This is a genomic window from Shinella sp. WSD5-1 (assembly GCF_963942435.1).
Lineage (GTDB): Bacteria > Pseudomonadota > Alphaproteobacteria > Rhizobiales > Rhizobiaceae > Shinella > Shinella yambaruensis.
Window position 1 is genome coordinate 46,939 of record NZ_OZ012598.1, and the last position, 25,943, is coordinate 72,881.

Sequence of the window (25,943 nt, forward strand, 5' to 3'; positions counted from 1 at the left end):
TCTGGCTCCCGAGCGGAACCGGGCGTGGCGAGCCGCATCCACCCGGCAGTCATGTCTCCTTGCGGACAAAGCTGGCATTGCCGAGGCCGGTGCCGATCGTCACGGCGGCCCACCGCTTCACATCCGCCATGCGCGGCACCTCCGACAGGCCCTGCACCACCGCGTCGTTGTGCATGATGACGAAGGTCGGCTGGTCGGCGATCTCGGGGATTGCCTTGCGCAGGGCTTCGGGAAGATTGAAGTGCGTGCTTTCCCAGTTGCCGCCCGGCAGGTTCTGTCCGCCCCGCGCGATCGATCCGTCGGCAGCGATGACGCCTGGGCAGCCGATGCCGATGACGGGCGCCAGCGCGAGCTCGGCCTTCTTCGCCTTGGCGATGAGCGTTTCGATCATGCGCACGAGATATTCGATGGTCGCGGTGCGGCGGGGCTCGTCGTCGGCATGGCGCCATAGCTCCGATTTCCACACCCTGGCCTTGGAAAAATCCGGCTTGTCGTCGAGGTTGAGCTTGATGACGCCCGCGCGGATGTTGGTGCCGCCGATGTCGACGGCGAGGATCGCGTCGTGGCCCTTCAGCATCCAGGAGGGAATGAGGTGCACGGCGCCGAGCAGCCCGGCCTCGTCCGGATGATGGGCGATCGGCACGATCTCCACCTTCAGGCCCTCGGCCTTGAGCCGGATCTGGGCACGGGCGATCGCCATGAGGCCCGCCTGGCTATCCTTGAAGCCGCCGCCGACCACGATCCGTTCCGTGCCCTTCCAGGTTTCCTCCTTGAGGTAGCGGGCAAGAATGTCCGTGAAATCCGCTGCGAAGTCGTCGACCGCCGCGCGCACCAGGGATGCGGCCTCCGTCTCCTGTTCCTTGAGCAGCGCATCGACCTCCTTCTTGGAGAGCCCGTCCGTCGGCACGTCGCCGAGAGGATCCGGTCCGCCCGCGCGAACCCGTTTCCGCCACGCCTCGATGGCATCGCGGAAGGCGGATTTGTTGGCCTTGTCGCCAATGAAGCCTTCCTTGTCGCGCAATTCGAGATTGTAGCTGGTCACCTCGACGGCCGGCAGATCATCGGCCCCGTGAGTGACGGGGGCGTTGTTCTCTTCCGTTCGCTGCGCCTTCTTCTGCTGCTTGCCCATGTCGTCTCCTCTGCCCGATGCGAGGACACAATGCGCCGGAGAAAAACTTGTTCCTGGCGAGACTTCGCCGTCAGCCCTTGCCGCCCGGCCGGAGCGAACTACTTGCTTGCCGATGAACAAACAGGACAAATTGCGGCCGTCGGACGCCGCAACCCGCCATCTCGTCCGGCGACTTGTCGACGAACCGGAGCGCTGGGCGCTCTTCCTCGACATCGACGGAACGTTGCTCGACCTTGCGGCGACGCCGGATGCCATCCAGGTCCCCCTTTCGCTTCCGGCGACCCTCGATGCGGTTTCCGCCCGCCTTGGCGGTGCGCTGGCACTGGTCACGGGGCGCAGCCTTCCCTTCGCAGACGGGTTGTTCGCGCCTTTCCGCTTTCCCATCGCCGGCCTGCACGGCGCGGAATTCAGGGGGACGGACGGAGCGACCTCGGTTGTCTCGGTGACGCCCGCCTTCGCCGCGCTGAAGCAGCGCCTGGCCGAGCGGACGGCCTGGATGGAGGGCGTGCTGATCGAGGACAAGGGCGCCGCCGTCGCAGCCCATTACCGGCTGGCGCCCGCCTATGACACGGCGCTCGAGAAGATCATGCGGGACTTTGCCGAGGAGGCAGGCCCCGCCTGGGTGCTGCAGCCCGGCAAGATGGTCTTCGAGATCCGCCCCGCGCGCGCCGACAAGGGAGAGGCCGTCGCCACCTATCTGGAGCAGCCCGCCTTTGCGGGACGCCTGCCGATCGCGATCGGCGACGACCTGACGGACGAGACCATGTTCGCGCTGGCCAATGCCCGTGGCGGCCAGTCGATCCGCGTCGGTTCGCTCGCCACGGCCACCTGCGCCCTCGCCAAGGCGTCGTCACCATCGGCCATCCGCTCGGCGCTGGCCACGATCGCCGCTGCGGGCGACCGGAAGGCGACGGCGGCGTCCTGAGCGGGATGCATCATGCCATTCCGTCGCGGCTGGGATAGGCTCATCCGCCCTGTCGGTCAGGCGGCGGCCGCCTGCTGGTCCTTGAGGAAGGCCGAGATGCGCTTCAACCCTTCCTCCAGCACGGTGCCGTTGTTGGTGAAGCCGATCCGCACATAACCCTCCATGTCCATGGCGCTGCCGGGCGTCAGCATCACGCCGGTGCGCGCCAGCAGGTCTTCGCAGAACGCCACGGAGGACATCGGCAGATGGTATTTCAAGAGCGCGGTTGTGCCGGATTTCGGCTTGATCCAGGAGATCAGCGGCTCGCCGTCGACCCAGGCCGAGAGCGTGGCAAGGTTGGTGCGGGTGATGGCACGGCTGCGGGCGAGGATCTTGTCGCGGTTCTCCAGCGCGATGGCGGCGAAGTGGTCGTCCAGCATGCCGACGCTGATCGTGTTGTAGTCGCGATGGATCGAGACCGCGTGCAGCAGCTCGACCGGGCCGGCGATCCAGCCGAGGCGCAGGCCGGCGAGCGCGAAGGTTTTCGACATGCTGGCGGTGCTGATGCCCTTCTCGTAGAGGTCGGCGATCGAGGCGGTCATGCCGTCGCCCTCCTGGTCCGTGCCGCGGTAGACCTCGTCGCAGAGGATCCAGGCGCCGGCGCCGCGGGCGATCTCGACGATCTTCTCCAGATAGGCGCGGTCCATCAGCGCGCCGGTCGGGTTGTTGGGGTTGTTGATGGCGATGAGCTTCGTGCCCGCTGTCGCCAACCGCCTCAGCTCTTCCAGGTCGGGCAGGAAGCCGGTCGCTTCCGTCAGCCGGAGGATCTGCACGTCGGCGCCGATGCTTTCGGGGATGGAATAGTGCTGCTGGTAGGTCGGCAGCACCGAGATGACGCGGTCGCCCGGCTCGACGAGCGTGCCGTGCACCAGCGCGTTCGCGCCGATCGCGCCATGCGTGATGACGACGTTTTCCATCGCCTGCTTCTCGTAGAGGCCGGCGACCAGCTTGCGCAGGCGCTCGCTGCCTTCGATCGCGCCATAGGTCAGCTTCATCGGCAGAAGCTCGGAGAGGATCGTGTCGGTCTTGCCCGCCATCTCCAGGAGTTCGGCGACGGTGAGGGATTCGACGCAGGTCTCGGCGATGTTCAGCTCGCAGTTGTTCTCGTAGCGGTTCATCCAGATTTCAACGCCGAAATCGCGAATTTTCATGGGCAACTCCTTTGATGTCCCGGCCGGGAACGCGCGGTGGAAATCTGTCGAATGATGAAGGCTGCTATGCTGCAAGGAGTTTATGAGCAGTATACTGCACAGTCAAGGGTACGGTGCTGCTGGGTGCCCGCCGGCAATGTTTCGTGCTGCGATGCATCGACGGCGACGCGGATATCCTCGCCATCACCGTCGCGTCACGCTCTTCGATGAGACTTGGCGGCGGCGGGCAGGCGCGTCCGGATTTAATCGTTCATCAGCCGCAGGGCATCGGGAAGGCCCGGCATGGCGGTGCCTGCACCCTTGCGCGTGACGGTGACGGCGCCGAAGGCATTGGCAAGCCGGCAGCAGTCGTGGCCGCCGATGCCCGTCAGGCGGCCATGGATGTGGCCGGCGGCGAAGGCGTCGCCCGCGCCGGTCGTGTCCACCACGGCGACGGGGAACCAGGGGGCGCTTTCGGCGCCCCCGCGCTGGCAGAGCCTCGATACTGCACCGTCCCCCTTGAGCGCGATGCGTCGCACGCCACCCGCCAGCAGCGCGGCGAGCATCGGCTCAAGGTCGCTCCCCTGCGGCCGATGCAGGAGGCGGGGAAGGTCGGCGCCGTCGAGCAGGATCGTGTCCAGCTTCGGCAGAAGGTTCAGCACCGTGCCGGCGATCGTCGAGGCGACGCCGCCGGGCACGTCGAGGCTGACGGGGATGTCCCGCGCCGCCGCGATGTCGATGGCGCGGCGTGCCGCCTGCGATTGCGGGGTCTGCAGCAGCGCGTAGCCGGAGAGATGGAACAGCGCGGCGCCCTCGAACGCCGCCTCCGCCACGCCGTTAGGCGCCAGCTGCGCATTGGCGCCGCGATAGGCGAACATAGTGCGCTCGCCGCCGGCGCTTACCGTCACCACGTTGATCTGCGTTGGCTCCGCCGGGTCCTCGCCGATGTAGCGGGTGGTGACGCCGGCCCCGGCAAGGTCCGAAAGCGCCTGCCGGCCCCAGGCATCCGCGCCGATGCGGCCGATCAGGCGTGCCTCGTGGCCAGAGCGGGCAAGGGCGATGGCAGTGTTGGTCGCCGAGCCGCCGAGGGCCACCGTCTGGCGCGTGGCGATGCCTTCCCCGCCCTCCGGCGGGTAGAAGGGAATATCGAGCACGAGGTCGATATTGACATCGCCGAGCAGGACGACCGCGGCCATCGGACCGGCCTCACAGATCGATGTGCATCTGCTCGATGGCCTGGTCCACGTCGGCGATGATGTCGTCGATATGCTCGATGCCGACCGAGAAGCGCACCAGGCCGTCGACCACGCCCATCGCCTCGCGCTCCTGGCTCGGAATATCGAGGAAGGCCATGGTGGCGGGAACCTGCGTGGTGGTACGAAGGCCGCCGAGGCTGGCGGCGAAGGAGCACAGCTTCAGCCGCTTGAGCAGGCGCGCGCCGGAGGCTTCGTCGGCGACCTGGAAGGACAGCATCGCCCCGCCGCCCTGCAATTGCTCGCTCGCCGAAGCATAGTTCGGGTGCGAGGGCAGGCCGGGGTAGAAGACGCGCTTGACGCGCGGATGGGCTTCGAGGTGCTTTGCCAGCGCCAGCGCGTTGGCGCACTGTTTTTCGAGGCGCAGCGAAAGCGTCTGCGCGCCGCGCAGCAGGAGCCAGGCATTGAAGGGCGAGAGCGGCGCGCCGAGCTTGTTCAGCGTGTTCCAGCGCACGTCCTCCAGCCAGTCGGCCGGCAGGATGTCGGATTTCAGCGTGATGACGCCGCCGACGGCATCGTTGTGGCCGCCGATGAATTTCGTGGCGCTTTCCACCACGACGTCGACGCCGAATTCATGCGGGCGGCAGACGGCGGGAGAGGCGAAGGTGTTGTCGCAGATGACGACGATGCCGCGGGCGTGCGCGATCTCGACCAGTTCCTTGAGCGGCGGCACCTTCATCGTCGGGTTGGCGATGGCCTCGACATACAAGACCTTGGTCTCGTCGGTGAAGGCGTTCTCGACGGCGCGCACGTCGGTGCAGTCGACGAGGCTGACCTTCAGGCCGAAATCCTTCGCGCGGTGGTCGAAGAATTCATGCGTCGAGGAATAGGTGGTGAGGTCGGCGACGATATGGTCGCCCGCCTTCATGATGCCGAAGAGCGCGTGCGAGATGGCCGCCATGCCGGAGGCGGTGGCAAGGCAGGCGGTGCCGCCGGTCAGCTGTGCGATATGCTCCTCCAGCTTGTATTCGGTCGGGTTGCCGCAGCGCGAGTAGATGTTCACTTCCTTGCGGGCGCCTGCCACGATCTGGTCGTAGATGTCGCCGGCATACTGGAAGTTCGCCGACATGTAGATCGGATAGCTGATCGATTGGGAATGTTCCTCCGGCTCGTAGAAGACGGCGCGGCTGGCGAACTGGTAGTCCTTGGCAGACATGGTTTTACTCCTGGAAAATCATTCCTTCACGGCCCCGCCGATGAGGGCGGCCGTGATCTGGCGTTCGAAATAGATGAAGAGGATAAGCGGGGCGATGGCGGCGATGAGGATGGCCGCCAGCATCACCGGATAGTTGGTGATGTGCTCGCCGACGAAATCGGTGAGGCCGACGGGCAGGGTTTTCCGCGCTGGGTTGTTGATGAAGACGACCGGGAAGAGGAAGTCGTTCCACACCCAGATCATGTTGACGATGGCGACGGTGAACATGGCCGGCCTTGCAATGGGCAGGGCGACCTTGCGGAAGATCTGCCATTCGGAGGCGCCGTCGACGCGGCCGGCGTCGAAAAGCTCGCGCGGCAACGTGTTGAAGAAGGCCTGCATGATGAAGATCGACACCGGCACGTTGAAGGCGGCCGTCGGCAGGATGACGCCGAGATGGGTATCGAGCAGGCCCGCGCCGCGCAGCATGACGACGAGCGGCACCAGCGCCACATAGGCGGGGATCGCCATGGCGGCGGTGAGGGAGAGTTCGACCGCCGGCATCCAGCGTGGGCGGTAGATGGCGAGCGCGTAGCCGGCGAGCGTCGAAACGAGCACGGTGATCAGCGTCGCGCCGGCCATGACGATCAGCGAATTGACCGCATAGCCGCCGAGCGCCCCGCCGCTCCAGGCGCCGATATAGGCGTCGAAATTGAGGCTCGTCGGGAAGGACCAGACGGAGCGCATGAATTCCCTGTTGGTCTTGAAGGTGCTGTAGATCATCCAGACGAAGGGGAAGATCACCATCAGCACATGCAGGGTGAGGAAGGCCAGCACGATGCTGTTCGTGCGGTTCCAGCGGTGGACGACGGTTGGCGTCATGCGTCCCCCTTGCGCTTCATGTAGCGGAAGACGATCCAGGCGGCGAGCGCCGTCAGCACCATCTGCGCGAAGCCGATGGTCGCCGCATAGCCCATCTCGAAGCTGCCGAAGCCCATCTTGTAGAGATAGGTGGAGACCACCTCGCTGGCATGGTTCGGCCCGCCATTGGTGAGCACGAAGACCAGCGAGAAGGTTTTCAGCGAGCCGATGATGGCGAGCAGCGAATTGGCGCGCACGGCGTCCCAGACCATGGGGACGGTGATCGAGACGAATTTGCGCCCATGGCCCGCGCCGTCGATCTCGGCCGCCTCGTAGACGCTTTCCGGCACGGAACGCACGGCGGCGGTGAAGAGCAGCACGTAGAGGCCGAGATAGGTAAAGCTCATCACCACGACGACGGCAAGGAAGGCAGTGTCGGATTCGCCGAGCCAGCCGCGCTTCAGGCTGTCCAGTCCGACGGCTTTCAGGGCGGCGTTCACCAGCCCGAAATAGGGATTGTACATGAAGCGCCAGAGCAGGCCGATGCAAATCTCGCTGACCATGACGGGCACGAGATAGAAGAACAGGAAGATGCGGCTGAAGGCCGGCACGATGCGCACCAGGCAGTAGGCGATGACCAGCGCCAGGAAGACCTGGAAGACGATGGCCGAGAGCGCGACGAGCAGGTTGCGGCCGAGCGAGGCCCAGAAGATCGGGTCGCCTGCAAGCCGCAGCACGTTGCCCACGCCGACGAAGACCGGGGCGGACGCGCCGTCCCACTGGAACATCGACAGCCAGCCGGCATAGACGACGGGATAGGCGACGAAGGCGAAGACGAAGAGGAGGGCCGGCGCGAGGAAAATCAGCGCCGCCCGATTGTGTCTCTTCGCAAAGCCGATGTCCGCGCGCATCATCCCGCCGTTTCCTGGAGGTATTTGCCCGCCGCCGAAGAAGCGCCGGCGGGCTTCTTCCTACTTGTTGGCCTTCAGCGCGTCTTCGAGGCGCTTGGCGCCATCCGCCGGCGCGACGGAGCCGTCGAGAACGCCCTGCAGGGTGGTGTAGTAGATATTGGTCGCGGCCGGCGGCATCGCGGTGTCGTAGAAGGAGTCGAGATGGCCGGCGGCGTTCATCAGCTCGTTGCTGATGCCGTAGAGCACGGGGCCGGCGGCGGCCTCGGTGGTGGCGCCCTTGACGGTCACCATCGTCTTGCGCAGCTCGACATATTTGGTCATCACCTCGGGCGAGGTGAGGAACTTGAGGAGCGTCACGGCGTCGGCCTTGTTCTCCGCCTTCTCCGAAATGCCGAAGGAGGCGGCGACGCCGGCCAGAACGTCGCTCTGGTCGCCGGCCCCGCCCGAAACGCTCGGGAAGGCGAAATAGCCGAGCTCGAAACCTTCCGGCGCATCGGCCGAGGCACCGATCTGCCAGGTGCCGTTGAGCAGCATGGCGGCCTGGCCGTTGAGGAAGAGCATGTTGGCTTCCTGGTCGCTCATGCCGTTGAAGCCGATGGGGAAATAGTCTTTCTGCGCGATCTCGGCGATGGTCTGGAAGGCCTTCTCGCCCTCCGCGCCGAGCGTCGCGCCGGCATCGCCATTGACGAAGGATGCGACGACACCGGAGCCCTTCAGGCGCATTTCCATGTACTGGAACCAGAAGGTGGCCGGCCAGGAATCCTTGTTGCCGAGCGAGAAGGGCACAAGGCCCTCTTCCTTGGCCTTTTCGGCCAGCGCCATCAGCTCGTCATAAGTCTTCGGAACGGTCCAGCCCTTTTCGGCGAACAGCGCCTTATCGTACCAGAAGACCACCGAGTCGACGTCGACCGGCACGGCATAGGTCTTGCCGTCCTTCATGGTCTGGGCGATGGCGCTTTCCAAAAAGCTCTCGCGCCAGCCGTCCTTGGCGAGGTCCGCGTCGAGCGCATACATCTGGCCGCCCTTAACGAAGGCGTTCAGGAAGCCGCCCGGCAGGGTGTAGAACACGTCGGGCGGATTGCCGGAGGCCATGGCGGTGTTGAGCTTGGTCTTGTAGGCCGACTGTTCTGCGGCGACGACATCCAGCGTGATATCCGGATGCTTCTTGGCGAATTCGTCGAGCGCGAAGGTGATGAAATCGATTTTGTCCTGCTGGCCGGCATAGGCATGCCAGAAGGAAAGCGCGCCGGCCGCGGCCGGAAATGCGGTGAGCGCAAGCGCGGCGCCGGCGATGAGAAGACGTTTCAGCTTCACGATATCCTCCCGAAACGGTTGGGCAGCGCCCTCCGCCGCCGTATGCAGTGATGCCACAACAAAAACATGCTGTCCATAGTGACACCACAACATGCCCATGCTAGCGTCCGCTTCAATCGACAGCGTCAGACCGCGAAAGAGCCGCCATGACCGTTGACCTGCGTGGTCCGTCCAATCCCGCGAGCAGCCGGCTGCGCAGCGTGCTGCCGAAACTCTCGGACTCCGAGCGCCGCGTCGCGCTCTGGGTGCTGGACAATGCCGAGGCGACCATCCGCAACTCGATGTCGGCCATCGCCCAGGCGGTGGATGTCAGCGACACGACCGTGCTGCGCATGTGTCGCACCGCCGGCTTCGAGGGTTTTACCGACCTCAAGCTGGCCTTGGCGCAGGAGCCACGCCAGAGCCAGGAAACCATCTCCAGCGAGCCGCATGCCAGCGATCTCCAGGCGGCCGGCCGGTTGTTCCGCGCCGTGGCGCAGGCGATCAGCGATACGCAAGGGGTGCTTTCCGAGGCGACCTTCGCCCGCGCGCTCGATCTCATCGCCGGGGCGCGGCATATCCTCGTCGGCGGCGTCGGCGGGTCGGGCATCGTCGCGCAGGCCTTCTACCAGCGCTGCATCCGCTTGGGGCTGCGCTGCGATGCGCCGGTGGATTCGCAGTTGCAGATCATGCATTCGGCGCTCACCGGGCCGGAAGACCTCGTCGTCGTCATCTCCTATTCCGGCATCACCAGCGACCCCGTGCTCGTGCTCCAGGAGGCAAAGTCGCGCGGGGCGAAGACGCTCTGCATCACCGGCAACAGCGCCTCGCCGCTCGCGCGTCTCGCAGATGTCGTTCTCGTCAGCGTCTCCCACGAGCAGGGCAGTGAGCCGATGGCCGCGCAGATCGCCCAGATGGCGCTGATCGACGCGCTCTATTCGGCCCTCGTCGCGCGCAATGCCGAGCGGGCCCAGCTCACCGAGGAGCGGATGGTCAACGCCATCCTTCCCAAGTCCATCTAGCATCAAGACAGGTATTGCCGTGAAGATCCAGATTTACACCATGCAGACCGTTTCCGAGGCGATCGCCGCGGCAGAAGCGGGCGTCGACTATCTCGGCCTGACGCCTTCCAATCGCGGCCTGCCGGGCGAAATCAGCTTCGCGACGGCGCGCGAGATCGCCGATGCGCTGAAGGGCAAGGCCTCGCGCGTCGCGCTGTCGGTGGAGAGCGATCTTGCTGCCATCGCCGACATGGTCGCCGCCGTCCGGCCGGACGTGCTGCATCTGTGCGGCGACATCACGCTGGTGACGCCGGATCATGTGCGCCAGCTGCGCGAAACCCTGCTGCCGCTCTATCCGGACCTCGGCATCCTGCAGGCCATTCCGATGACCGGACCGGAAGCACTCGATCACGCCGCCGCCTTCGAGCCCTATTGCGACAGCTTCATCCTCGATTCCGTCGCCGCCCATATCGGCGGCATCGGCGCGGCGGGCGTCACCCATGACTGGTCGCTGAGCCGCGCGATCGTCGAGCGCAGCAGGCTGCCGGTCATCCTCGCCGGCGGGCTCGGTCCGGACAATGTCGCGGCCGCCATCGCCGCGGTGAAGCCCTGGGCGGTGGATTCGCTGACCCACACCAACAAGCCGCTGCCCGAAGGCGGCTTCCGCAAGGACATCGACAGGATCAAGGCCTTCGTGACGGCCGCAAGGGCGGCCTGAGCGACGGCCCTTGACGGAAGGAGGGGGGCGGTGCCGCTGGCGCCGCCCTTTCTTTTTCGACCAGAGCGATCCCCTTATGGCTCCATTGGAACTTCTAATTTTCCAGCGGCAGCGAAGATTTCTACCTTGAACCCGTCAAACGGCGCGATTGGCCGCGGTCAAGGGAGTTTTTCGAATGAACATGTTTGCGCGAGGGATGCCGAACCAGCTGCTGCGGCTGCAGGAGATGCACAATGGCGAGAAGGTCCGGCCGACATTTTCGGCGGGCGAGATGGAGCGGCGGCAGAACGCCATGCGGCGCATTCTGGAGGAGCTGAAGCTCGACGCGGCGATCCTCACCTCCTACCACAACATCTGCTATTTCTCCGACTTCCTCTACTGCTCCTTCGGCCGCCGCTACGCCTTCGTCATCACGCCGGAAAAGGCGACCTCGGTTTCCGCCGGCATCGATGCGGGCCAGCCCTGGCGCCGCACCTTCGGCGACAACATCACCTATACCGACTGGCAGCGCGACAACTTCTTCCATGCCCTGCAGACCCTGCTGCCCAAGGTCTCGCGCATCGGCATCGAGTTCGACCAGGTCAATCTCGACCTGCGCCGGCTGCTGGAAGAGGCGTTCCCGCATGTCGAATTCGTCGATATCGGCGCGCCGACCATGTGGCTTCGGACGATCAAGTCGGCCGAGGAGATCGCGCTCATCAAGGAGGGCGCCGCGACGGCCGATATCGGCGGGGCGGCGGTGGCAAACGCCGTTGGCGAGGGCATTCCGGAATACGAGGTGGCGCTGGCGGGCACGCAGGCCATGGTCCGCCACATCGCGAACCGCTTTCCCCATGCCGAGCTGATGGACACCTGGGTCTGGTTCCAGTCGGGCATCAACACGGACGGCGCGCACAATCCGGTGACCTCGCGCCGGGTGGAGAAGGGCGATATCCTCTCGCTCAACTGCTTCCCGATGATCTCGGGTTACTATACCGCGCTGGAGCGCACGCTGTTCCTCGACCATGCCAGCGACGAGCACCTGCGCATCTGGGAAATCAACTGCGCCGTCCATCGCCGCGGCCTCGAGCTGCTGAAGCCCGGCGCGCGCTGCGGCGACATCGCGACGGAACTCAACGAGATCTACCGCGCGCACGGCCTGCTCGGCTATCGCTCCTTCGGCTACGGTCATTCCTTCGGCGTGCTCTCGCACTACTACGGCCGCGAGGCGGGCGTGGAGCTGCGCGAGGACATCAACACCGTGCTGCAGCCGGGCATGGTCGTGTCGATGGAGCCGATGCTGACCATCCCGGACGGCATGCCCGGCGCCGGCGGCTACCGCGAGCACGACATCCTCGTGATGACCGAGACCGGCAGCGAGAACCTCACGGGCTTCCCCTTCGGTCCGGAGCATAATATCCTCCCCGCCTGACCCGTCCGCGGGCAACTTGGAACGGGCCGCCCGATCGGCCCGTTTCCTTTTGGAGCGGTGCCGATCCCGTGAGAAACATTCCGACCGATCTCCTTCGCACCTTTCTCGCGGTCATCGACCTGCGCAGCCATACGCGCGCCGCCGAGCAGCTCGGCCGCACCCAGCCGGCCATCAGCCTGCAGATGAAAAAGCTCCAGGAACTGCTCAACGTTTCCCTCTTCGCAAAGGATGCCAGCGCCCAGCCGACCGAGGCGGGCGAGCTCGTGGCAAGCTATGCGCGGCAGATGCTGACGCTCAACGACGAGATGGTGCTGCGCCTGTCGAGGCGCGACCAGCACGGCAAGATCCGCCTCGGCATTCCCAACGACTATGCCGACCATTTCCTGCCGAAGCTGATGCCGCGCCTCGCCCGCAGCGGCCATGACTTCCGCTTCGAGGTGGTGTGCGATCTCTCGCATGTCCTGCTGCAAGGCCTGCGCAACGGGCTCTACGACCTCGTCGTGGCGATGACGCCGGACGGGCCGGCGGAGGGCGCGTTCATGACCTGGAAGGAACCGCTCGCCTGGGTCGGCGATACGCCGACATCCGTCGTGACGGACGGGAACGCCAACCTGCGCATCGTCTGCTATCCGGAAGGCTGCCTTTATCGCCGTGCGATGCTGACGGCGCTGCAGCGCGACGGGCGGGGCTACGATCTCGTCTATACCAGCCCCAGCCTTGCCGGGCTGGAGGCCGCGGTCGGCTCCGGCTTCGGCAACACAGTGCTTGCCCGCCGCATCGTGCCGCACAAGCTGACGACGCTCGACGAGGCGCTCGGCCTGCCGCGCCTCGCCGATGTCGTGGTCGGCATCTATCTGAGCTCGGATCGCAAGCGCTCGCCGGTCGCCGAAAGCTTCGCGGCGCATTTCGCCGATGCATTCCTTGCGAGCAACCGGGACGGCTGATCAGGCGCGGCGTGCCCGCCCGATCAGGTTCAGCACAACGAAGAGCGCGATTGAGACGGTGGTCAGCAGGCTGGCCGCCGCCATGATCGTCGGGTTGATCTGGTCGCGGATGCCCGAGAACATCTGCACCGGCAGGGTGCGCTGGTCGGCGCCTGTGAGGAACAGGGCGACGATCACCTCGTCGAAGGACACCGCGAAGGCGAGCAGCGCACCCGAGACGATGCCGGGCAGAATGAGCGGCAGCGTGACGGCGAAGAACACGCTGACCGGCCCGGCCCCGAGGCTCGCGCCCGCCCGGCTGAGATTGCTGTCATAGGTCGACAGCGCCGAGAGCACGGTGACGACCACGAAGGGGATGGCAAGGGCCGCATGGGCCAGAACGAGGCCGGTGCGCGTGTTGGTCAGTCCCAGCGAACCGAAGAACATGTAGGCCCCGACGGCGACGATGACGACCGGCATGATCATCGGCGAGATCATCAGCGCCATAACGGCCTTGCGGGCGGGAAAGCCGGGGCGGCTGATGCCCAGGGCGGCGAGCGTGCCGAGAAAGGTCGCAAGAAGGGTGCTGGCGGCGGCAGCGACGAGGCTGTTGGCGAGGCTGTGCATCCAGCGCGCGTTCTGGAAGAAATCCGCATACCAGCGCCACGAATATTCCCGGATCGGGAAGGTGAAGAACGGATCCTTCGAAACCGAGAGCGGGAAGACGACGAAGAGCGGCCCGATCAGGAAGGCGAGCACGGCAAAGGCGAAGAGGACGACGGCGAGGCGGCAGAGCCGTTCGCTGCGGGTCGCGTAAGCGGGAAGCCACATGGTTCTATCCGAGCTTGATGCGCTCCGCGCCGACGAGGCGCAGGAACAGGAGGTAGATGGAAAGCGTCATGACGAGAAGCAGGCCGGCCAGCGCCGCCGCCATGCCCCAGTTCAGGTCGCGGTTAATATAGGTGGCGATGAAGTTCGAGAGCATCTGGTCGCGCGGGCCGCCGACCAGCGCGGGCGTGATGTAGTAACCGAGCGAGAGGATGAAGGTCATCAGGCAGCCGGCGGCGACGCCGGGAAGCGTCTGCGGCGCATAGACCCGCCAGAAGGCGAAGAAGGGCGGGGCGCCGAGCGAACGCGCCGCCCGCATCTGCCCCTCGGGAATCGACTTCATGACGCTGAGGATCGGCAGGATGGTGAAGGGAAGCTGGATATGGGTCATCGCCGTCACCGTGCCGAAGCGCGTCAGCATCAGCTGCAGCTTCTCCGTGGTGAGGCCGAGCGCCAGGAGCACCTGGTTGATGACGCCGTCCGTCTGCAGAAGCACGACCCAGGCGGTGGTGCGCACCAGAAGCGAGGTCCAGAGCGGCAGCAGCACCATCAGCAGCATGAAGCCGGCAATGCGCGCGGGCGCCAGCGAAATGACATAGGCCGTCGGGAAGCCGAGGAGGAGCGTCGCCCCGGTCACGAGGCCGGCGATCCAGAGGGTGCGCCCGAGGATGCCGAGAAAGACGGCCTGGTCTTCTGCCACGCGGGTGACGTCGCCGGACGCATCCTGCTGCAGGTCGACCGCCGTCAGCAGGTAGTAGGGCGTCACGGGCGCGGCATTGCGCTTGATGATCGCCCAGAGGTCCGGGCTTGCCCAGACGGGATCGAGCGCGGCGAATTGCGGGGCGAGGGCGCCGTCCTTGAAATTACCGAGATGGCGCACGACGGACATGATGCGGCTGCGCATGCCGGCGCTCTCGTAGTTCAATCGCTTGCCGAGCGCGGCGGCGGTGTTGTCTTCCTTCGCACGGGTGAGATCGGCAAGCAGCGCCGCGAAGGCTGCCTCGCCCGGTGCAGCCGGCCCGTCCCAGCCGGCAAGGGCCGCGGCGGTCTGCGGCAGGGTATCGCGCACCTCCGGGTTGCGCACGGCCGTCGTGAGGAAGAGCCCGATCGGCGCGGCGAAGGTGACGATGAGGAAGAGGAGCGCCGGCAGCGCCAGCGCCAGCGCGCCGAGCCGGCCCGGCCGTTCGGCCCGCCGGAGCGCGGCGCGCAGGTTCGGGGCCGAGGCGGGGGAGGTGAGGGAAAGGGTCTGCGTCATGGTCACCTCGCCAGCAATCTGCAATCGGCGGCGGAAAACGCCATGCCGACATCGCATCCCGGCAAGACCGCAGCCCCTTCGGCCGCCGGCAGGCTGGCGACAAGGCGTTCGTTGCCGAAGGCTTCGAGGGTGAGGCGCACCCGATCGCCGAGGAAGGTCTTGTCGAGCACCCGGGCCTTTATGCGGTTTTCCGCGCTTCCCGCGTCGTCGAGACCGAGCCGTTCGGGGCGCAGCGAGACGGTGAGATCGCTTCGCGCAGGGTGCGCCGGCCCGCTCGCCGCAAGGCGCGTTCCATCCTTCATCCGCACGAACGCCAGGCCGTTCTCGCTGCCGAGGAATTCGCACGGGAGCGTGTTGTTGTCGCCGATGAAGCCGGCGACGAAGCGGTTCTCCGGGCGGTCGTAGAGCGTCACCGGATCGGAAAGCTGCTGGATGCGGCCGTCGTTGAAGACGGCGATCCGGTCGGACATGGTCAGCGCCTCCGACTGGTCGTGCGTCACGTAGACCATGGTGATGCCGAGCTGCTGCTGGATCCTGCGGATCTCGATCTGCATGTGCTCGCGCAACTGCTTGTCGAGCGCCCCGAGCGGTTCGTCCATCAGGATGAGCTTCGGCTTGAACACCATGGCGCGGGCGAGCGCCACGCGCTGCTGCTGCCCGCCGGAAAGCTGCGCCGGGCGGCGTTCGCCAAGCCCGTCGAGCCTGACCATGGCGAGCGCCTCTGCAACCCGCCTTGCCGCCTCCGCGCCGCGGATGCCGCGGTAGCGCAGCGGAAAGCCGACATTGTCGGCCACCGTCATATGCGGGAAGAGCGCATAGTTCTGGAAGACGAAGCCGATGTCCCGCCGCTCCGGCGGCAGGCGTTCCACCGCCTGTCCTTCCAGCAGGATGCGCCCGTTCGTCGGCTGCTCGAAGCCGCCGAGCATCATCAGCGTCGTCGTCTTGCCTGAGCCGGAAGGGCCGAGCATGGTGAGGAATTCGCCGCGCCGCACGGCAAGGTTCAGGTCCTCCACCACGAGCGTGCGCCCGTCATAGGTCTTCTGCACCCGCTCGAAGACGACCATCGGACTGGCGGCAGGGGTTGGCGGCGGCTCGTCGCCGAGCCGCCTCCTTTCCAGCGTCATCGTGTTCATCCGCCCGCCCCTCAGTTGGAAAGCCAGGTGGTAAAGCGCTTGCGGATCTCGTCGCCGTGGTCTGCCCAGAAGGCGTTGTCGAGCGTGAGCGAAGTCGTCAGGTTGGCCGGGCTCGTCGGCAGGTTCCTGGCGTCTTCCGGCGCCACCTCGGCGGCCGCCGTCGAGCGCACGGGGCCGTAGGGGATATATTTCGCGATGCCGGCCAGCACCTTCGGCTCGACGGCGAAGCGGATGAAGGCGAGCGAGCCCTCGACGTCCTTCGCGCCCTTGGGAATGACCCAGTAATTGGAATCGAGGATCTGGTTGTCCCAGACGATGCCGAAATTGCGGCCTTCCTTGTTGGCGTTGAAGATGCGGCCGTTCCACGCCGTCGTCATCGTCACCTCGCCGGAGGCGAGCAATTGCGGGGCCTGCGCACCCGCCTCCCACCAGACGATCTGGTCCTTGATCGTGTCGAGCTTGGCGAAGGCGCGGTCGAGGCCATCGGGCGTCGCGAGCGTCGCATAGACGTCCTGCGACGGCACGCCGTCGGCCAGGAGCGCGAATTCGAGGTTGGTCGCCGGGTTCTTCCAAAGCCCCCGCTTGCCGGGGAAGGTGGCGAGGTCGAAGAGGTCGGCAAGCTTCGTCGGGGCCTTTTCGAGCTTGTCCTCGTCATAGGAGAGCACCGTCGCATAGACGATCGTGCCGACGCCGCAATCCGAGGTCGTGCCGGCGAGCCATTCGGATTTCGGTCCGATCTTCTCCCAGTCGATCGTTTCGAAAATGCCTTCGTCGCAGCCCTGCAGCAGGGTCGGCGCGTCGACATCGACCACGTCTATCGTCGTGTTGCCGCTGTCGATCATCGCCTTGATCTTGGCGATCTCGCCGCCGTATTCCTGCTCGGACACCGCCCGGCCGGTTTCCTCGGCATAGGCGCTGAACACGGCCTTGCGCTGGGCGTCCTGATAGGCGCCGCCGAAGCTCATGACGGAAAGCGGATCGGCGGCGTTCGCCGCACCGAGGAGCAAGCAGGAGGCGAGCGTCGTCGCTGCCAGAAACATGGGTTTTCTGAACATGGAAATTCCTCTCTGGAGACAGATTCAAATGCCCGTCGCGCCGCCCGTCTTGATCGCGGGCTGTGAGGAAAGCCTATGTTGCGCCATGCTGCGGCGCAAATAAGTAGGTATGATGGAGACATGAGCGCCGCTTATCGGCACGCGGCGGACAAAAAAACGCCCCGTGAAAACGGGGCGTTGCGTCTTGTGTCGCGAAAGGCCGGTCAGGCTGCTTCGCGGTTCTCGATATCGGTCGGGACCGTGGAGATCGTCTTCAGGATCTGCGAAGCGATCTGGTAGGGGTCGCCCTGGGAGTTCGGGCGGCGGTCTTCGAGGTAGCCGCGATAGCCGTTGTTGACGAAGGAGTGCGGCACGCGGATCGAGGCGCCGCGGTCTGCCACGCCATAGCTGAACTGGTGGATCGAGGCCGTTTCATGCTTGCCGGTCAGGCGCATGTGATTGTCCGGGCCGTAGACGGCGATGTGATCGGCGCGGGCCTCGGCGAAAGCACCCATGAGGGCTTCGAAATAGTCCCTGCCGCCGACTTCGCGCATGTAGGCGGTCGAGAAGTTGGCGTGCATGCCCGAGCCGTTCCAGTCGGTGTCGCCAAGCGGCTTGCAGTGGTATTCGACGTCGATGCCGTACTTTTCGGTCAGGCGCTGCAGCAGGTAGCGGGCAAGCCAGATCTCGTCGGCCGCCTTGCGCGAGCCCTTGCCGAAGACCTGGAATTCCCACTGGCCCTTGGCGACCTCGGCATTGATGCCTTCATGGTTGATGCCGGCGGCGAGGCAGATGTCGAGATGTTCCTCGACGATCTTGCGGGCGACGGCGCCGACATTGCTGTAGCCGACGCCGCAGTAGTACGGGCCCTGCGGAGCCGGGAAGCCGGCGTCCGGGAAGCCGAGCGGCCGGCCGTTCTGGTAGAAGAAGTATTCCTGCTCGAAGCCGAACCAGGCGCTTTCGTCGTCGAGGATGGAAGCGCGGGTGTTGGACGGATGCGGCGTCTTGGCGTCCGGCATCATGACTTCGCAGAGGACGAGCACGCCGTTCTTGCGCTCGGGATCGGGATAGCTGGCGACCGGCTTCAGCACGCAGTCCGAGCTCGAGCCTTCGGCCTGCAACGTCGAGGAGCCGTCAAAACCCCAGAGCGGAAGCTGTTCCAGCGTCGGGAAAGCGTCGAATTCCTTGATGAGGGTCTTGCCGCGCAGGTTCGGGGTGGGCTTGTACCCGTCGAGCCAGATGTATTCGAGCTTGTACTTTGTCATTTCGGTCTCTCACTGACGCTGGTTTTGCAAGACCGCCGGACGCTTGGGCAGCCGGCAGCCGGATAGCGAATGAAATGCATCAACCGTGCCAGATCGAAGCGGGCGCCGATATTCGCGAGAAATTCATCCGCCCGGCCTGCGGCTGCCTTCGGGCAAGGCGGCGATGCCGCTGAAAGAAGGGGCGGATTGCACAAAAAATAGGCGGTGCACGGCAGGCTTTGAGGCATCGCTCATTTTCGAGGCCGGCAGCCTTTGCATCGGTTGATGCGCGGCATGGACCGCCTCGCCGGTGCGGATCGGTGTGTTGCGTAGAAATTCGACCGGCCGGCCGGCTCTGTTCGCGGAAATGACAGGCCCGGACTCTCCTTGGCGGCTGCTTGGCGCCGGGCAGGCAGGAATGGCCAGCCAGGCGGAAAAAATTCCCCGATGCCGGGGATAGGGCGCGAACAATAACTCCGCGCACAGGGGTTTGTGGCAATCTATTGCCTATAAAATCTATGGATTATATCTTTTAATGATCCCGTTGACTTGCCAGGAGGATATCATGCCCAAGACCGAATCCAATCCCATCACGCTTGGAACCCGCGCTCCGGACTTCGTTCTGCCCGATGCGAGCGGTGCCGAGTTCAACCTCAAGGACTTCGCGGACAGCCCGGCCTTGCTGGTCGCCTTCATCTCGAACCGCTGCCCCTTCGTGGTGCTGATCCGCGAGGCGCTGGCGCAGTTCGCTCGCGACCATGGCGGGCAGGAACTTGCCGTCGTCGCGATCAACAGCAACGACGCGGAGGCGCATCCGGAAGAAACGCTCGAACGGCTCGGCATCGAGGCGAAGACCTACGGCTACGATTTCCCCTACCTGAAGGACGAAACGCAGGCGGTGGCCAAGGCCTATGGCGCGGCCTGCACACCGGACTTCTTCCTCTACGACGGCGAGCGCCGGCTCGCCTATCACGGCCAGTTCGACGATGCCCGCCCCGGCAACGGCAAGGATGTGACCGGTGCGGACCTGCGGGCGGCCGTGGAGGCCGTGCTGAAGGGCGGCCCCGCTCAGGCGACCCAGGTTCCTTCCATCGGCTGCAACATCAAGTGGACCGCCGGCAACGAGCCCTCCTGGTTCTCCACCGCCGCCTGAACCGATACCCGCATCCCTCGCACGAAACCGGAGCATCATGGCATCGCGTCGCAAGGAACAGTCCCCCGAAGAGGGGCGCCTCATCGAAACGGACGTGCTTGTCGTCGGTGGCGGTCCCGCCGCCGGCTGGGCGGCGCTGTCGGCCGCCGAGGCCGGCGCCCGCGTCGTCCTGGCCGACAAGGGCTATCATGGCACGAGCGGCGCCACGGCGCCGTCGAACACGGGAACCTGGTGCGTGCCGCCGGGCGAGGGGCGGGCGGCTTCCGTCGAGCAGCGTTTCAAGCGCACGGCCGGCCTTGCCGACCGTCGCTGGATGCTGCGCGCCGCCGACCAGGCCTACGAGAACCTCCAGAAGCTGGTGGAATGGGGCTATCCTTTCCCGAGCGAGGAGGACGGCAGCCTCTATATCGCCAATCTGCGCGGGCCGGACTACATGCGCTTCCTGCGCCAGCGCGTGCAGAAGGCCGGCGTTACGATCCTCGATCATCATCCGATCCTCGAACTGCTCGGCGACGACAATCACGTCGCTGGCGCCGCGGGCCTTGCGCGCCGCAACGGGGCGAGCTTCCAGGTCCTGGCGGGGGCCGTGGTTCTGGCCACGGGCGGCTGCGCCTTTTTCGAGCGCATCCTCGGCGGCACGGGGCTGACGGGCGACGGCTACCTCTTCGCCGCGGAGGCCGGTGCATCGTTGTCCGGCATGGAATTCACCGGCAAATATACGCTCGCTCCCCATGGCTCGTCGCTGAACAAGGGCCTGCCGTTCCGCTGGGCCACCTTCTACGGCGCGGACGGCGAGGTGCTGCGCAACGCGCGCGGCGAGCCGTTGACGAACGGCATCGGCGGCGGCGAGCGGCAGGTGGCGGAAGCGCTGCTGGCCGGCCCGGTCTATGCCCGGCTCGACCTTGCCGAGCCCGCCATGCAGGACTGGCTGCGGCGCGGCCAGCCCAACTGCTTCCAGCCCTATGAGCGCATGGGCATCAATCCCTTCACAGACCTCTTCCGTGTCGATCTCAAATACGAGGGCACGGTGCGCGGCACCGGCGGCATCCGCATCGTCTCCTCCGATTGCGGCACCGGCATTGCCGGCCTTTATGCCGCCGGTGACGCGGCGAGCCGCGAGAACGTGACGGGCGGCATTTCCGGCGGCGGTGCGATCAACGCCTCCTGGGCGATCGCCAGCGGCTGGTGGGCCGGCCACGGCGCGGCCCGGCACGCCCACCGCCGGCAGGGGCGCGATGGAAGCCGCCTGCGCCCGCTCGGCACGACGGCTCTTCGCGGCGGTATGGCCGGGCCTGCCATCGACCTTGCCGCGGCCGCCCGCACGGTGCACGACGAGATCGCCCCGCTCGACAAGAGTTATTGGCGCACGTCGGCAACGCTTGAAGCGAGTGAGAGGACGCTGGAGGACATCTGGTCCCGGCTGAACCGGGCGCGGCCGGCGACGGGCATCGAACGCCTGCAGGCCCGCGAGGTCGCCGCCGTCACCGCCAGCGCCCGCTGGACGGTCGCCGCAGCGACATTGCGCACCGAGAGCCGCGGCGTGCACCGCCGGCGCGATTTTCCGGGAGAGAGCGAGGTGCAGGCGAGCCGCATAATCGTTTCCGGCCTCGACCGGGTGACGGCGGTGCGGGAGACCCTTGCCCTCGAAACAGCGCAGGAGGGCTAAGCATGATCGAAGTCGTCTCGGCCGACCGCTGCATCCGCTGCGACATCTGCGAGCGCATCTGTCCGGCCTTCGTCTTCGACCGGGACGAGACGGGGCTTCCCGTCATCGCCCGGCAGGACGACTGCCAGACCTGCTTCCTCTGCGAAATCTACTGCCCGACCGATGCCCTCTATGTCGCCGAACAGGCGGATGGACCGACAGGCATCACAGAGCCCGACGTCCTCGAGCGCGACCTCTTCGGTGCCTATGCCCGCGCGCTCGGCTGGAATCGCGGGCGCGCCGGGGGAACACGGAATGACCCGACCCGCCACATCCGCGTGGCGCAGGTCTGAAAAGGAGATATCCATGGAACGCATCGCCGTCAGCGCCGTGCGCAAATCGTTCAACCTGAAGCCCGGCCAGACCGTGACCGTCGACGGCGTCACGTCCAGCCGCATCGCGGTGCTGGACGGCGTCGATCTCACCATCGACAGCGGCGAGTTCATCACGCTGGTCGGCCCGTCGGGCAGCGGCAAGTCGGTGCTGCTCGACGTGATCGCCGGGCTGACCGAGGCGACCTCGGGTGTCGCCCGCATCGACGGCGTCGAAGTCACCAAGCCCCACGCCCGCACGGCCTATGTCTTCCAGCAATATGCGCTCTTTCCTTGGCGCACGGCGCTGCAGAATGTCGAATACGCGCTGGAAGTGCGAGGCGTTCCCGCGGCCGAGCGGCGCGAGCGGGCGAAAGATTTCCTGCATCTTTTCGGCCTCAAGGGCTTCGAGGACCGTTTCCCCTCGCAGCTTTCCGGCGGCATGCAGCAGCGCGTGGCGATCGCCCGGGCGCTTTCCACCGATCCGCAGGTCCTCCTGATGGACGAGCCCTTCGCCGCGCTCGACGCGCAGACCCGCGACATCCTGCAAAGCGAGCTCCTGCGCATCTGGGAGCAGATCAAGACGACGGTGGTCTTCGTCACCCACTCCATCGACGAGGCGATCTATCTTGCCGACCGCGTCGTGGTGATGACCGCCCGGCCGGCGAGCGTGAAGGAGATCGTCACGATCGACCTGCCGCGCCCGCGCGATCTCGAAATCCGCAACAGCGAGGCCTTCAACGCCTATCGCGGCCGCGTCTGGGAAAGCCTGCGCGACGAAGTCGGCAAGGCCCAGCGCGACTGGACCCTTGCTTCCACCTACGCCAATTGAGGGAGGATCCGATGAGCCTCATCGTCGACCGCAACCTGCCGCTCCGCAACACCTTTTCATTGCGCCGCAAGCGCACCCCTTCCAAGGCGCCGAGCGCTTTCAGCGAGACCGTCTCCACCATCACGCTCGGCCTGCCGGCGCTCGTCGCCTTCGCGCTGCTCTGGGAGATCGCGCCGCGCGCCGGCTGGATCAACGCGCTGTTCTTCCCGCCGCTGAGCCAGGTGCTCGCGGTGCTCTGGGAGATGATCGTCTCCGGCCAGCTTGCCGACCATATCGGCATCAGCCTGCAGCGTGCCGCGATCGGCTTCCTGCTCGCCGTCGTCACCGCCGTGCCGCTCGGCTTCCTGATGGGCCGCTATTCGCTGTTCGAGAAGGCCTCCGACTTCCTCGTCCAGACGCTGCGCAACACCTCGCAATTCGCGCTGCTGCCGGTCTTCATCCTCGTTCTCGGCATCGGCGAGGCCTCCAAGATCGCCATCACCTTCTATGCCGCGGTGTTCTTCCTGCTGATCAACACGATCGTCGGGGTGAAGTCCGTCGATCCGCTGCTCGTCAAGGCGGCGCGCTCCATGGGCACCTCGGACTGGGACCTCTTCAAGAAGGTGATCTTCCCCTCCGCCATACCCTCGATCGTCGCCGGCGCCCGGCTCGGGGTGAAGACCTCGCTCTTCTCGGTGATCGCCGCCGAGATGCTCGCCGCCCAGTCCGGTATCGGCTACCTCATCCAGAATTCGTCGCTGATGCTGGAAACCGACCGCATGTATGCCGGCATCCTGACGCTGACGATCATCGGACTCCTGCTCAACTACCTGCTCGTCGCCGGCGAACGGCGTGCGACGCACTGGCGCGGCAGCGGCGAAAGCGGCCCGAACTGATCCCGATCGCATTGCTTCCTCAATCAACGGCCTGTTCCGAAAGGACCCATCCATGACATCGTTTTCCATCCGTCCGCTGCGCCGGACGCTCCTGAAAATCGCGCTCGCGCTGTCGATCCTGCCCGTTGCAGGCCTTGCGCCGGCCTTGGCCGACGAGGCGAAGCCCGACGTCATCCGCATCGGCTCCACTGCGCCGGGCCACCTGAAGTTCATTCTCTACCGCAACAAGAAGCTGCTGGAGGACGAGTTCGCCAAGGACGGCATCAAGATCGAGTTGACAACCTTCGACGGGGGCTCGGCGGCGACTGTCGCCCTTGGTTCGGGCGCAATCGACTTCACCTATATCGGCAACAACCCGTCGCTGCGCCTTGCGGCCACCGGCGCCGATGTGAAGCTCGTCGGCCTGTCGAGCTGGAACCGTTCCAACGAGACGCAGATCGTCGTAAAGCCGGATTCGCCGATCCAGAAGATCGAGGATCTCAAGGGCAGGAAGGTCGCCTATCTCGCCGGCACGGTGCGCCACTCGACCTTCGCCAAGGCGCTGAAGACGGTGGGTCTCTCGATCAATGACGTGGAAAGCCTCAACCTCGGCATCGAGAGCTCCGGCCCGGCCCTTTCGCGCGGTGATGTCGATGCGGTGGTCGAGAGCACCGGCCCCGTGCAGAAGCTGGTCGAGGAAGGCGAGGCCCGGGTGATCTTCGATGCCGGCGTTTCCGGCAGCCCGGAATGGGCCGTGCCGCATCTCCTCAGCGTCAACGGCGATTTCGCCCGCAAGTATCCCGACATCGTGACGCGCCTTTTGGCCGTCGATATCGCGGCGGCGCGCTGGGCCGATGCCAACCCGGAAGAGACGATCGCGATCTTCGTCAAGGAAACCGGCAACAGCGACAATGCGGTGCGCGCGACCTATCCGGACGGCAAGTTCTTCCAGGATCCCCAGATCACCGAAGAGGCGGTGCGCGCGCTTCAGGGCGAGGAGGCCTTCATGGCCGATGCCGGCCTCCTGAAGGGCAAGGTGAACTACGACACCTGGATCGACCGCTCCTTCTACGACGCAGCCGTCAAGAAGGTGGATGCCAGCAACTGATTTTCGGGCGTTTCCGCATTCTCCCGATTGCGGAAACGTTTTATTCTTTCATCTCAGCGTCATTCCGGCGAAACCGCTTCGCGCTTTCGCCGGAATTGCTCTATAGGACGGGACGGCGGCGTTCGAACGTCGTCGCCCGTTTTGCGATTGCGATGTCCTCCATTCCCTCTCCGCCGATACCGCTTCACCGTACCCGCATCGTCCCGGCCGTCGTCGCCGTGGCCTTCTTCATGCAGATGCTCGACAGCACGATCATCGCGACGTCGCTGCCGGCGATGGCGCAGGCCTTCTCGACGGATGTCGTGGCGCTCAACATCGGTTTCACGGCCTATCTGCTCGCCATGGCCGTGTTCATACCGCCGGCCGGCTGGCTTGCCGACCGGTTCGGCGCACGCGAGGTTTTCCTGACGGCGATCGTTCTTTTCACGCTTTCCTCCGTCGCCTGCGGCTTTTCCGGCTCGCTTGCCGAATTCACCGCGGCGCGGCTCCTCCAGGGCGCATCCGCCGCGCTGATGACGCCCGTCGGGCGCCAGCTCGTGCTGCGCGGCGCGCCGAAGGCGGAACTGGTGCGGGCGATCGCCACCATCACCTGGCCGGCGCTGATCGCGCCGGTGGTCGGGCCGCTGATCGGCGCCTGGGTCACCACCCATGCCGGCTGGGAATGGAATTTCTTCATCAACCTGCCGCTCGGCCTGGTCGGCGTGCTGCTCGTCCTGTTCTTCGTACCGCAGGCGCCGGCCGAAGGCGCGCGACCTTTCGACCTGAAGGGCTTCCTCTTGACGGGAAGCGCGCTCGCGCTGACGCTTGCCGGTCTGGAGCTCTCCAGCGCGCCGACGGGCGGTGCCGGTACGCTTGCCGTTCTCGCCCTCGGCCTTGCCGCCGGCTGGGTCGCCATCCGTCATCTGAGGCGCGCGCCGCATGCTCTGCTCGACATGGCGGTGCTCAAGGTGCCGACCTTCGCCTTCGCGACGCTCTCGGCCGGCACCGCCGGCCGGCTTGCGGTCAATGCCACGCCCTTCCTGCTGCCGCTCCTGTTCCAGGTCGGCCTCGGCCTCGATGCCGTCGAGACCGGCTCGCTCGTGCTCGTCTATTTCCTCGGCAACCTGTTGATGAAGAGCGTGACGACGCCGGCGCTGCGCCTTTTCGGTTTCCGCACGCTGCTCGTCGTCAACGGCCTCGTCGCCGCGCTGACGATCGGCGCCTTTGCCCTTGTCGACGGCGATACGCCGCGCCTCCTGCTGTTTGCGCTGCTGATCGCCTGCGGATTGTCCCGCTCGATGCAGTTCACCGCGCTGACGACGATCGCCTTTGCCGATGTCACGCCCGCCCAGCGAAGCGCGGCGACGACGATCTCGGCCATGCTGCAGCAGCTCGCGCAGCTTCTCGGCGTCGCCGTGGCCGCCGCCGTCATCCGCCTCTCGGCCGCCCTTTTCCCCGAGGCCGCCGGCGGCAGCATGCTGACGGACATCCGTGCCGCCTTCCTGTGCATCGCCGCCATCGGCCTCGTCTCGGCCCTGCGTTTCCTCGCGCTGCCGGCCGGCGCCGGGGCGGAAGTTTCGGGACATCGCCGCCGTCCCTCTTGATTCTCTTCAAGATTGCGGTAGCCTGCGCGCGTTCGACAAGACTGCATGGGAGAGATCGGCCGTAAGGCCGGCGCCGACGGAGCAACCCCCCAGGAAACTCTCAGGCACCAGTGACCGTGCAGTTGAACGATCTGGAGAGAGGCGCTGCGGGCGCCCACCGAAGGGGAAAGCCGC

Annotated in this window: 24 protein-coding genes and 1 riboswitch; of the genes, 12 read left to right on the forward strand and 12 right to left on the reverse strand. The window is 66.0% G+C overall.

Annotated features, from left to right (window positions below; genetic code table 11):
• Nucleotides 1–49: 49 nt before the first annotated feature.
• The gene (locus AABQ55_RS27015) at nucleotides 50–1,129 is read right to left on the reverse strand and encodes an ROK family protein (protein WP_272808406.1); all 1,080 of its coding nucleotides are present in this window, start codon (nucleotides 1,127–1,129) and stop codon (nucleotides 50–52) included.
• A 112-nt stretch (nucleotides 1,130–1,241) separates the two neighbouring features.
• Between AABQ55_RS27015 and otsB the strand changes: the two genes are divergently transcribed.
• Nucleotides 1,242–2,054 (forward strand): trehalose-phosphatase, encoded by an 813-nt coding sequence (gene otsB / locus AABQ55_RS27020; protein ID WP_272808405.1) that lies wholly within the window; start codon nucleotides 1,242–1,244, stop codon nucleotides 2,052–2,054.
• A gap of 56 nt (nucleotides 2,055–2,110) precedes the next feature.
• Here otsB and AABQ55_RS27025 read toward each other — a convergent pair whose 3' ends face one another.
• From AABQ55_RS27025 to AABQ55_RS27050, 6 genes are all read right to left on the reverse strand, one after another.
• Nucleotides 2,111–3,244, reverse strand: a complete 1,134-nt coding sequence (locus AABQ55_RS27025; protein WP_272808404.1) for an aminotransferase — start codon at nucleotides 3,242–3,244, stop codon at nucleotides 2,111–2,113.
• A 242-nt stretch (nucleotides 3,245–3,486) separates the two neighbouring features.
• Complete coding sequence (locus AABQ55_RS27030) at nucleotides 3,487–4,419, reverse strand: carbohydrate kinase family protein (protein WP_272808403.1); 933 nt, start codon at nucleotides 4,417–4,419, stop codon at nucleotides 3,487–3,489.
• Nucleotides 4,420–4,429: 10 nt separating this feature from the next.
• The gene (locus AABQ55_RS27035) at nucleotides 4,430–5,632 is read right to left on the reverse strand and encodes a trans-sulfuration enzyme family protein (RefSeq protein ID WP_272808402.1); all 1,203 of its coding nucleotides are present in this window, start codon (nucleotides 5,630–5,632) and stop codon (nucleotides 4,430–4,432) included.
• 18 nt (nucleotides 5,633–5,650) lie between these two features.
• On the reverse strand, nucleotides 5,651–6,493 hold the full coding sequence (locus tag AABQ55_RS27040; protein ID WP_244770134.1) for a carbohydrate ABC transporter permease: 843 nt from the start codon (nucleotides 6,491–6,493) through the stop codon (nucleotides 5,651–5,653).
• Nucleotides 6,490–7,386, reverse strand: a complete 897-nt coding sequence (locus AABQ55_RS27045) for a carbohydrate ABC transporter permease (RefSeq protein ID WP_244770135.1) — start codon at nucleotides 7,384–7,386, stop codon at nucleotides 6,490–6,492. The genes AABQ55_RS27040 and AABQ55_RS27045 overlap by 4 nt, the downstream gene beginning before the upstream one ends.
• 57 nt (nucleotides 7,387–7,443) lie before the next feature.
• Entirely contained in the window at nucleotides 7,444–8,697 is a 1,254-nt protein-coding gene (locus tag AABQ55_RS27050; RefSeq protein WP_272808401.1) for an ABC transporter substrate-binding protein, read from the reverse strand.
• Nucleotides 8,698–8,843: 146 nt separating this feature from the next.
• Between AABQ55_RS27050 and AABQ55_RS27055 the strand changes: the two genes are divergently transcribed.
• From AABQ55_RS27055 to AABQ55_RS27070, 4 genes are all read left to right on the forward strand, one after another.
• Nucleotides 8,844–9,698 (forward strand): MurR/RpiR family transcriptional regulator, encoded by an 855-nt coding sequence (locus AABQ55_RS27055; RefSeq protein ID WP_244770137.1) that lies wholly within the window; start codon nucleotides 8,844–8,846, stop codon nucleotides 9,696–9,698.
• 19 nt (nucleotides 9,699–9,717) lie between these two features.
• The gene (locus tag AABQ55_RS27060) at nucleotides 9,718–10,395 is read left to right on the forward strand and encodes a phosphoribosylanthranilate isomerase (protein ID WP_272808400.1); all 678 of its coding nucleotides are present in this window, start codon (nucleotides 9,718–9,720) and stop codon (nucleotides 10,393–10,395) included.
• Between the two features lie 196 nt (nucleotides 10,396–10,591).
• Complete coding sequence (locus AABQ55_RS27065; RefSeq protein WP_272808456.1) at nucleotides 10,592–11,806, forward strand: M24 family metallopeptidase; 1,215 nt, start codon at nucleotides 10,592–10,594, stop codon at nucleotides 11,804–11,806.
• Between the two features lie 68 nt (nucleotides 11,807–11,874).
• Nucleotides 11,875–12,750 (forward strand): LysR family transcriptional regulator, encoded by an 876-nt coding sequence (locus tag AABQ55_RS27070; protein WP_272808399.1) that lies wholly within the window; start codon nucleotides 11,875–11,877, stop codon nucleotides 12,748–12,750.
• On the opposite strand, the gene AABQ55_RS27075 is transcribed toward AABQ55_RS27070, so the two are convergent.
• From AABQ55_RS27075 to AABQ55_RS27095, 5 genes are all read right to left on the reverse strand, one after another.
• Nucleotides 12,751–13,560, reverse strand: coding sequence for an ABC transporter permease (locus AABQ55_RS27075; protein WP_272808398.1), 810 nt, complete (start codon nucleotides 13,558–13,560; stop codon nucleotides 12,751–12,753).
• Nucleotides 13,561–13,564: 4 nt separating this feature from the next.
• Nucleotides 13,565–14,812: an ABC transporter permease gene (locus tag AABQ55_RS27080; RefSeq protein ID WP_272808397.1), complete on the reverse strand. Its 1,248-nt coding sequence runs from the start codon at nucleotides 14,810–14,812 to the stop codon at nucleotides 13,565–13,567.
• Nucleotides 14,813–14,814: 2 nt separating this feature from the next.
• A complete protein-coding gene (locus tag AABQ55_RS27085) occupies nucleotides 14,815–15,945 on the reverse strand; it encodes an ABC transporter ATP-binding protein (protein ID WP_272808396.1) in 1,131 nt (376 codons plus the stop codon).
• 11 nt (nucleotides 15,946–15,956) lie between these two features.
• Complete coding sequence (locus AABQ55_RS27090) at nucleotides 15,957–17,000, reverse strand: ABC transporter substrate-binding protein (protein ID WP_244770151.1); 1,044 nt, start codon at nucleotides 16,998–17,000, stop codon at nucleotides 15,957–15,959.
• 203 nt (nucleotides 17,001–17,203) lie between these two features.
• Nucleotides 17,204–18,244 carry a glutamine synthetase beta-grasp domain-containing protein gene (locus AABQ55_RS27095; RefSeq protein WP_272808395.1) on the reverse strand — a complete coding sequence of 347 codons (1,041 nt, stop codon included), beginning with the start codon at nucleotides 18,242–18,244 and terminating at the stop codon, nucleotides 17,204–17,206.
• Between the two features lie 544 nt (nucleotides 18,245–18,788).
• Here AABQ55_RS27095 and AABQ55_RS27100 point away from each other — a divergent pair.
• The 7 genes from AABQ55_RS27100 (at nucleotide 18,789) to AABQ55_RS27130 (ending at nucleotide 25,769) form a co-directional block, all read left to right on the forward strand.
• Nucleotides 18,789–19,376 carry a thioredoxin family protein gene (locus AABQ55_RS27100; protein WP_272808394.1) on the forward strand — a complete coding sequence of 196 codons (588 nt, stop codon included), beginning with the start codon at nucleotides 18,789–18,791 and terminating at the stop codon, nucleotides 19,374–19,376.
• A 37-nt stretch (nucleotides 19,377–19,413) separates the two neighbouring features.
• A complete protein-coding gene (locus AABQ55_RS27105) occupies nucleotides 19,414–21,042 on the forward strand; it encodes an FAD-dependent oxidoreductase (RefSeq protein WP_272808393.1) in 1,629 nt (542 codons plus the stop codon).
• Nucleotides 21,043–21,044: 2 nt separating this feature from the next.
• On the forward strand, nucleotides 21,045–21,374 hold the full coding sequence (locus tag AABQ55_RS27110; protein WP_023516983.1) for a 4Fe-4S dicluster domain-containing protein: 330 nt from the start codon (nucleotides 21,045–21,047) through the stop codon (nucleotides 21,372–21,374).
• A 13-nt stretch (nucleotides 21,375–21,387) separates the two neighbouring features.
• Nucleotides 21,388–22,224 (forward strand): ABC transporter ATP-binding protein, encoded by an 837-nt coding sequence (locus tag AABQ55_RS27115; RefSeq protein WP_272808392.1) that lies wholly within the window; start codon nucleotides 21,388–21,390, stop codon nucleotides 22,222–22,224.
• A gap of 11 nt (nucleotides 22,225–22,235) precedes the next feature.
• Nucleotides 22,236–23,099, forward strand: a complete 864-nt coding sequence (locus AABQ55_RS27120) for an ABC transporter permease (RefSeq protein WP_064334634.1) — start codon at nucleotides 22,236–22,238, stop codon at nucleotides 23,097–23,099.
• A 52-nt stretch (nucleotides 23,100–23,151) separates the two neighbouring features.
• The gene (locus AABQ55_RS27125; protein ID WP_244770158.1) at nucleotides 23,152–24,186 is read left to right on the forward strand and encodes an aliphatic sulfonate ABC transporter substrate-binding protein; all 1,035 of its coding nucleotides are present in this window, start codon (nucleotides 23,152–23,154) and stop codon (nucleotides 24,184–24,186) included.
• A gap of 152 nt (nucleotides 24,187–24,338) precedes the next feature.
• A complete protein-coding gene (locus AABQ55_RS27130; protein WP_272808391.1) occupies nucleotides 24,339–25,769 on the forward strand; it encodes an MFS transporter in 1,431 nt (476 codons plus the stop codon).
• Nucleotides 25,770–25,805: 36 nt separating this feature from the next.
• A riboswitch (glycine riboswitch) is annotated at nucleotides 25,806–25,896 on the forward strand.
• Nucleotides 25,897–25,943: the final 47 nt, after the last annotated feature.

What these genes read in the sequence shown, in the direction of transcription:
- AABQ55_RS27015 (WP_272808406.1), bottom strand. Translation starts at nt 1,129, where the DNA reads ATGGGCAAGCAGCAGAAGAAGGCGCAGCGAACGGAAGAGAACAACGCC.
- otsB (WP_272808405.1), top strand. Translation starts at nt 1,242, where the DNA reads ATGAACAAACAGGACAAATTGCGGCCGTCGGACGCCGCAACCCGCCAT.
- AABQ55_RS27025 (WP_272808404.1), bottom strand. Translation starts at nt 3,244, where the DNA reads ATGAAAATTCGCGATTTCGGCGTTGAAATCTGGATGAACCGCTACGAG.
- AABQ55_RS27030 (WP_272808403.1), bottom strand. Translation starts at nt 4,419, where the DNA reads ATGGCCGCGGTCGTCCTGCTCGGCGATGTCAATATCGACCTCGTGCTC.
- AABQ55_RS27035 (WP_272808402.1), bottom strand. Translation starts at nt 5,632, where the DNA reads ATGTCTGCCAAGGACTACCAGTTCGCCAGCCGCGCCGTCTTCTACGAG.
- AABQ55_RS27040 (WP_244770134.1), bottom strand. Translation starts at nt 6,493, where the DNA reads ATGACGCCAACCGTCGTCCACCGCTGGAACCGCACGAACAGCATCGTG.
- AABQ55_RS27045 (WP_244770135.1), bottom strand. Translation starts at nt 7,386, where the DNA reads ATGATGCGCGCGGACATCGGCTTTGCGAAGAGACACAATCGGGCGGCG.
- AABQ55_RS27055 (WP_244770137.1), top strand. Translation starts at nt 8,844, where the DNA reads ATGACCGTTGACCTGCGTGGTCCGTCCAATCCCGCGAGCAGCCGGCTG.
- AABQ55_RS27065 (WP_272808456.1), top strand. Translation starts at nt 10,592, where the DNA reads ATGCCGAACCAGCTGCTGCGGCTGCAGGAGATGCACAATGGCGAGAAG.
- AABQ55_RS27075 (WP_272808398.1), bottom strand. Translation starts at nt 13,560, where the DNA reads ATGTGGCTTCCCGCTTACGCGACCCGCAGCGAACGGCTCTGCCGCCTC.
- AABQ55_RS27080 (WP_272808397.1), bottom strand. Translation starts at nt 14,812, where the DNA reads ATGACGCAGACCCTTTCCCTCACCTCCCCCGCCTCGGCCCCGAACCTG.
- AABQ55_RS27085 (WP_272808396.1), bottom strand. Translation starts at nt 15,945, where the DNA reads ATGAACACGATGACGCTGGAAAGGAGGCGGCTCGGCGACGAGCCGCCG.
- AABQ55_RS27090 (WP_244770151.1), bottom strand. Translation starts at nt 17,000, where the DNA reads ATGTTCAGAAAACCCATGTTTCTGGCAGCGACGACGCTCGCCTCCTGC.
- AABQ55_RS27095 (WP_272808395.1), bottom strand. Translation starts at nt 18,244, where the DNA reads ATGACAAAGTACAAGCTCGAATACATCTGGCTCGACGGGTACAAGCCC.
- AABQ55_RS27100 (WP_272808394.1), top strand. Translation starts at nt 18,789, where the DNA reads ATGCCCAAGACCGAATCCAATCCCATCACGCTTGGAACCCGCGCTCCG.
- AABQ55_RS27105 (WP_272808393.1), top strand. Translation starts at nt 19,414, where the DNA reads ATGGCATCGCGTCGCAAGGAACAGTCCCCCGAAGAGGGGCGCCTCATC.
- AABQ55_RS27110 (WP_023516983.1), top strand. Translation starts at nt 21,045, where the DNA reads ATGATCGAAGTCGTCTCGGCCGACCGCTGCATCCGCTGCGACATCTGC.
- AABQ55_RS27115 (WP_272808392.1), top strand. Translation starts at nt 21,388, where the DNA reads ATGGAACGCATCGCCGTCAGCGCCGTGCGCAAATCGTTCAACCTGAAG.
- AABQ55_RS27120 (WP_064334634.1), top strand. Translation starts at nt 22,236, where the DNA reads ATGAGCCTCATCGTCGACCGCAACCTGCCGCTCCGCAACACCTTTTCA.
- AABQ55_RS27125 (WP_244770158.1), top strand. Translation starts at nt 23,152, where the DNA reads ATGACATCGTTTTCCATCCGTCCGCTGCGCCGGACGCTCCTGAAAATC.
- AABQ55_RS27130 (WP_272808391.1), top strand. Translation starts at nt 24,339, where the DNA reads ATGTCCTCCATTCCCTCTCCGCCGATACCGCTTCACCGTACCCGCATC.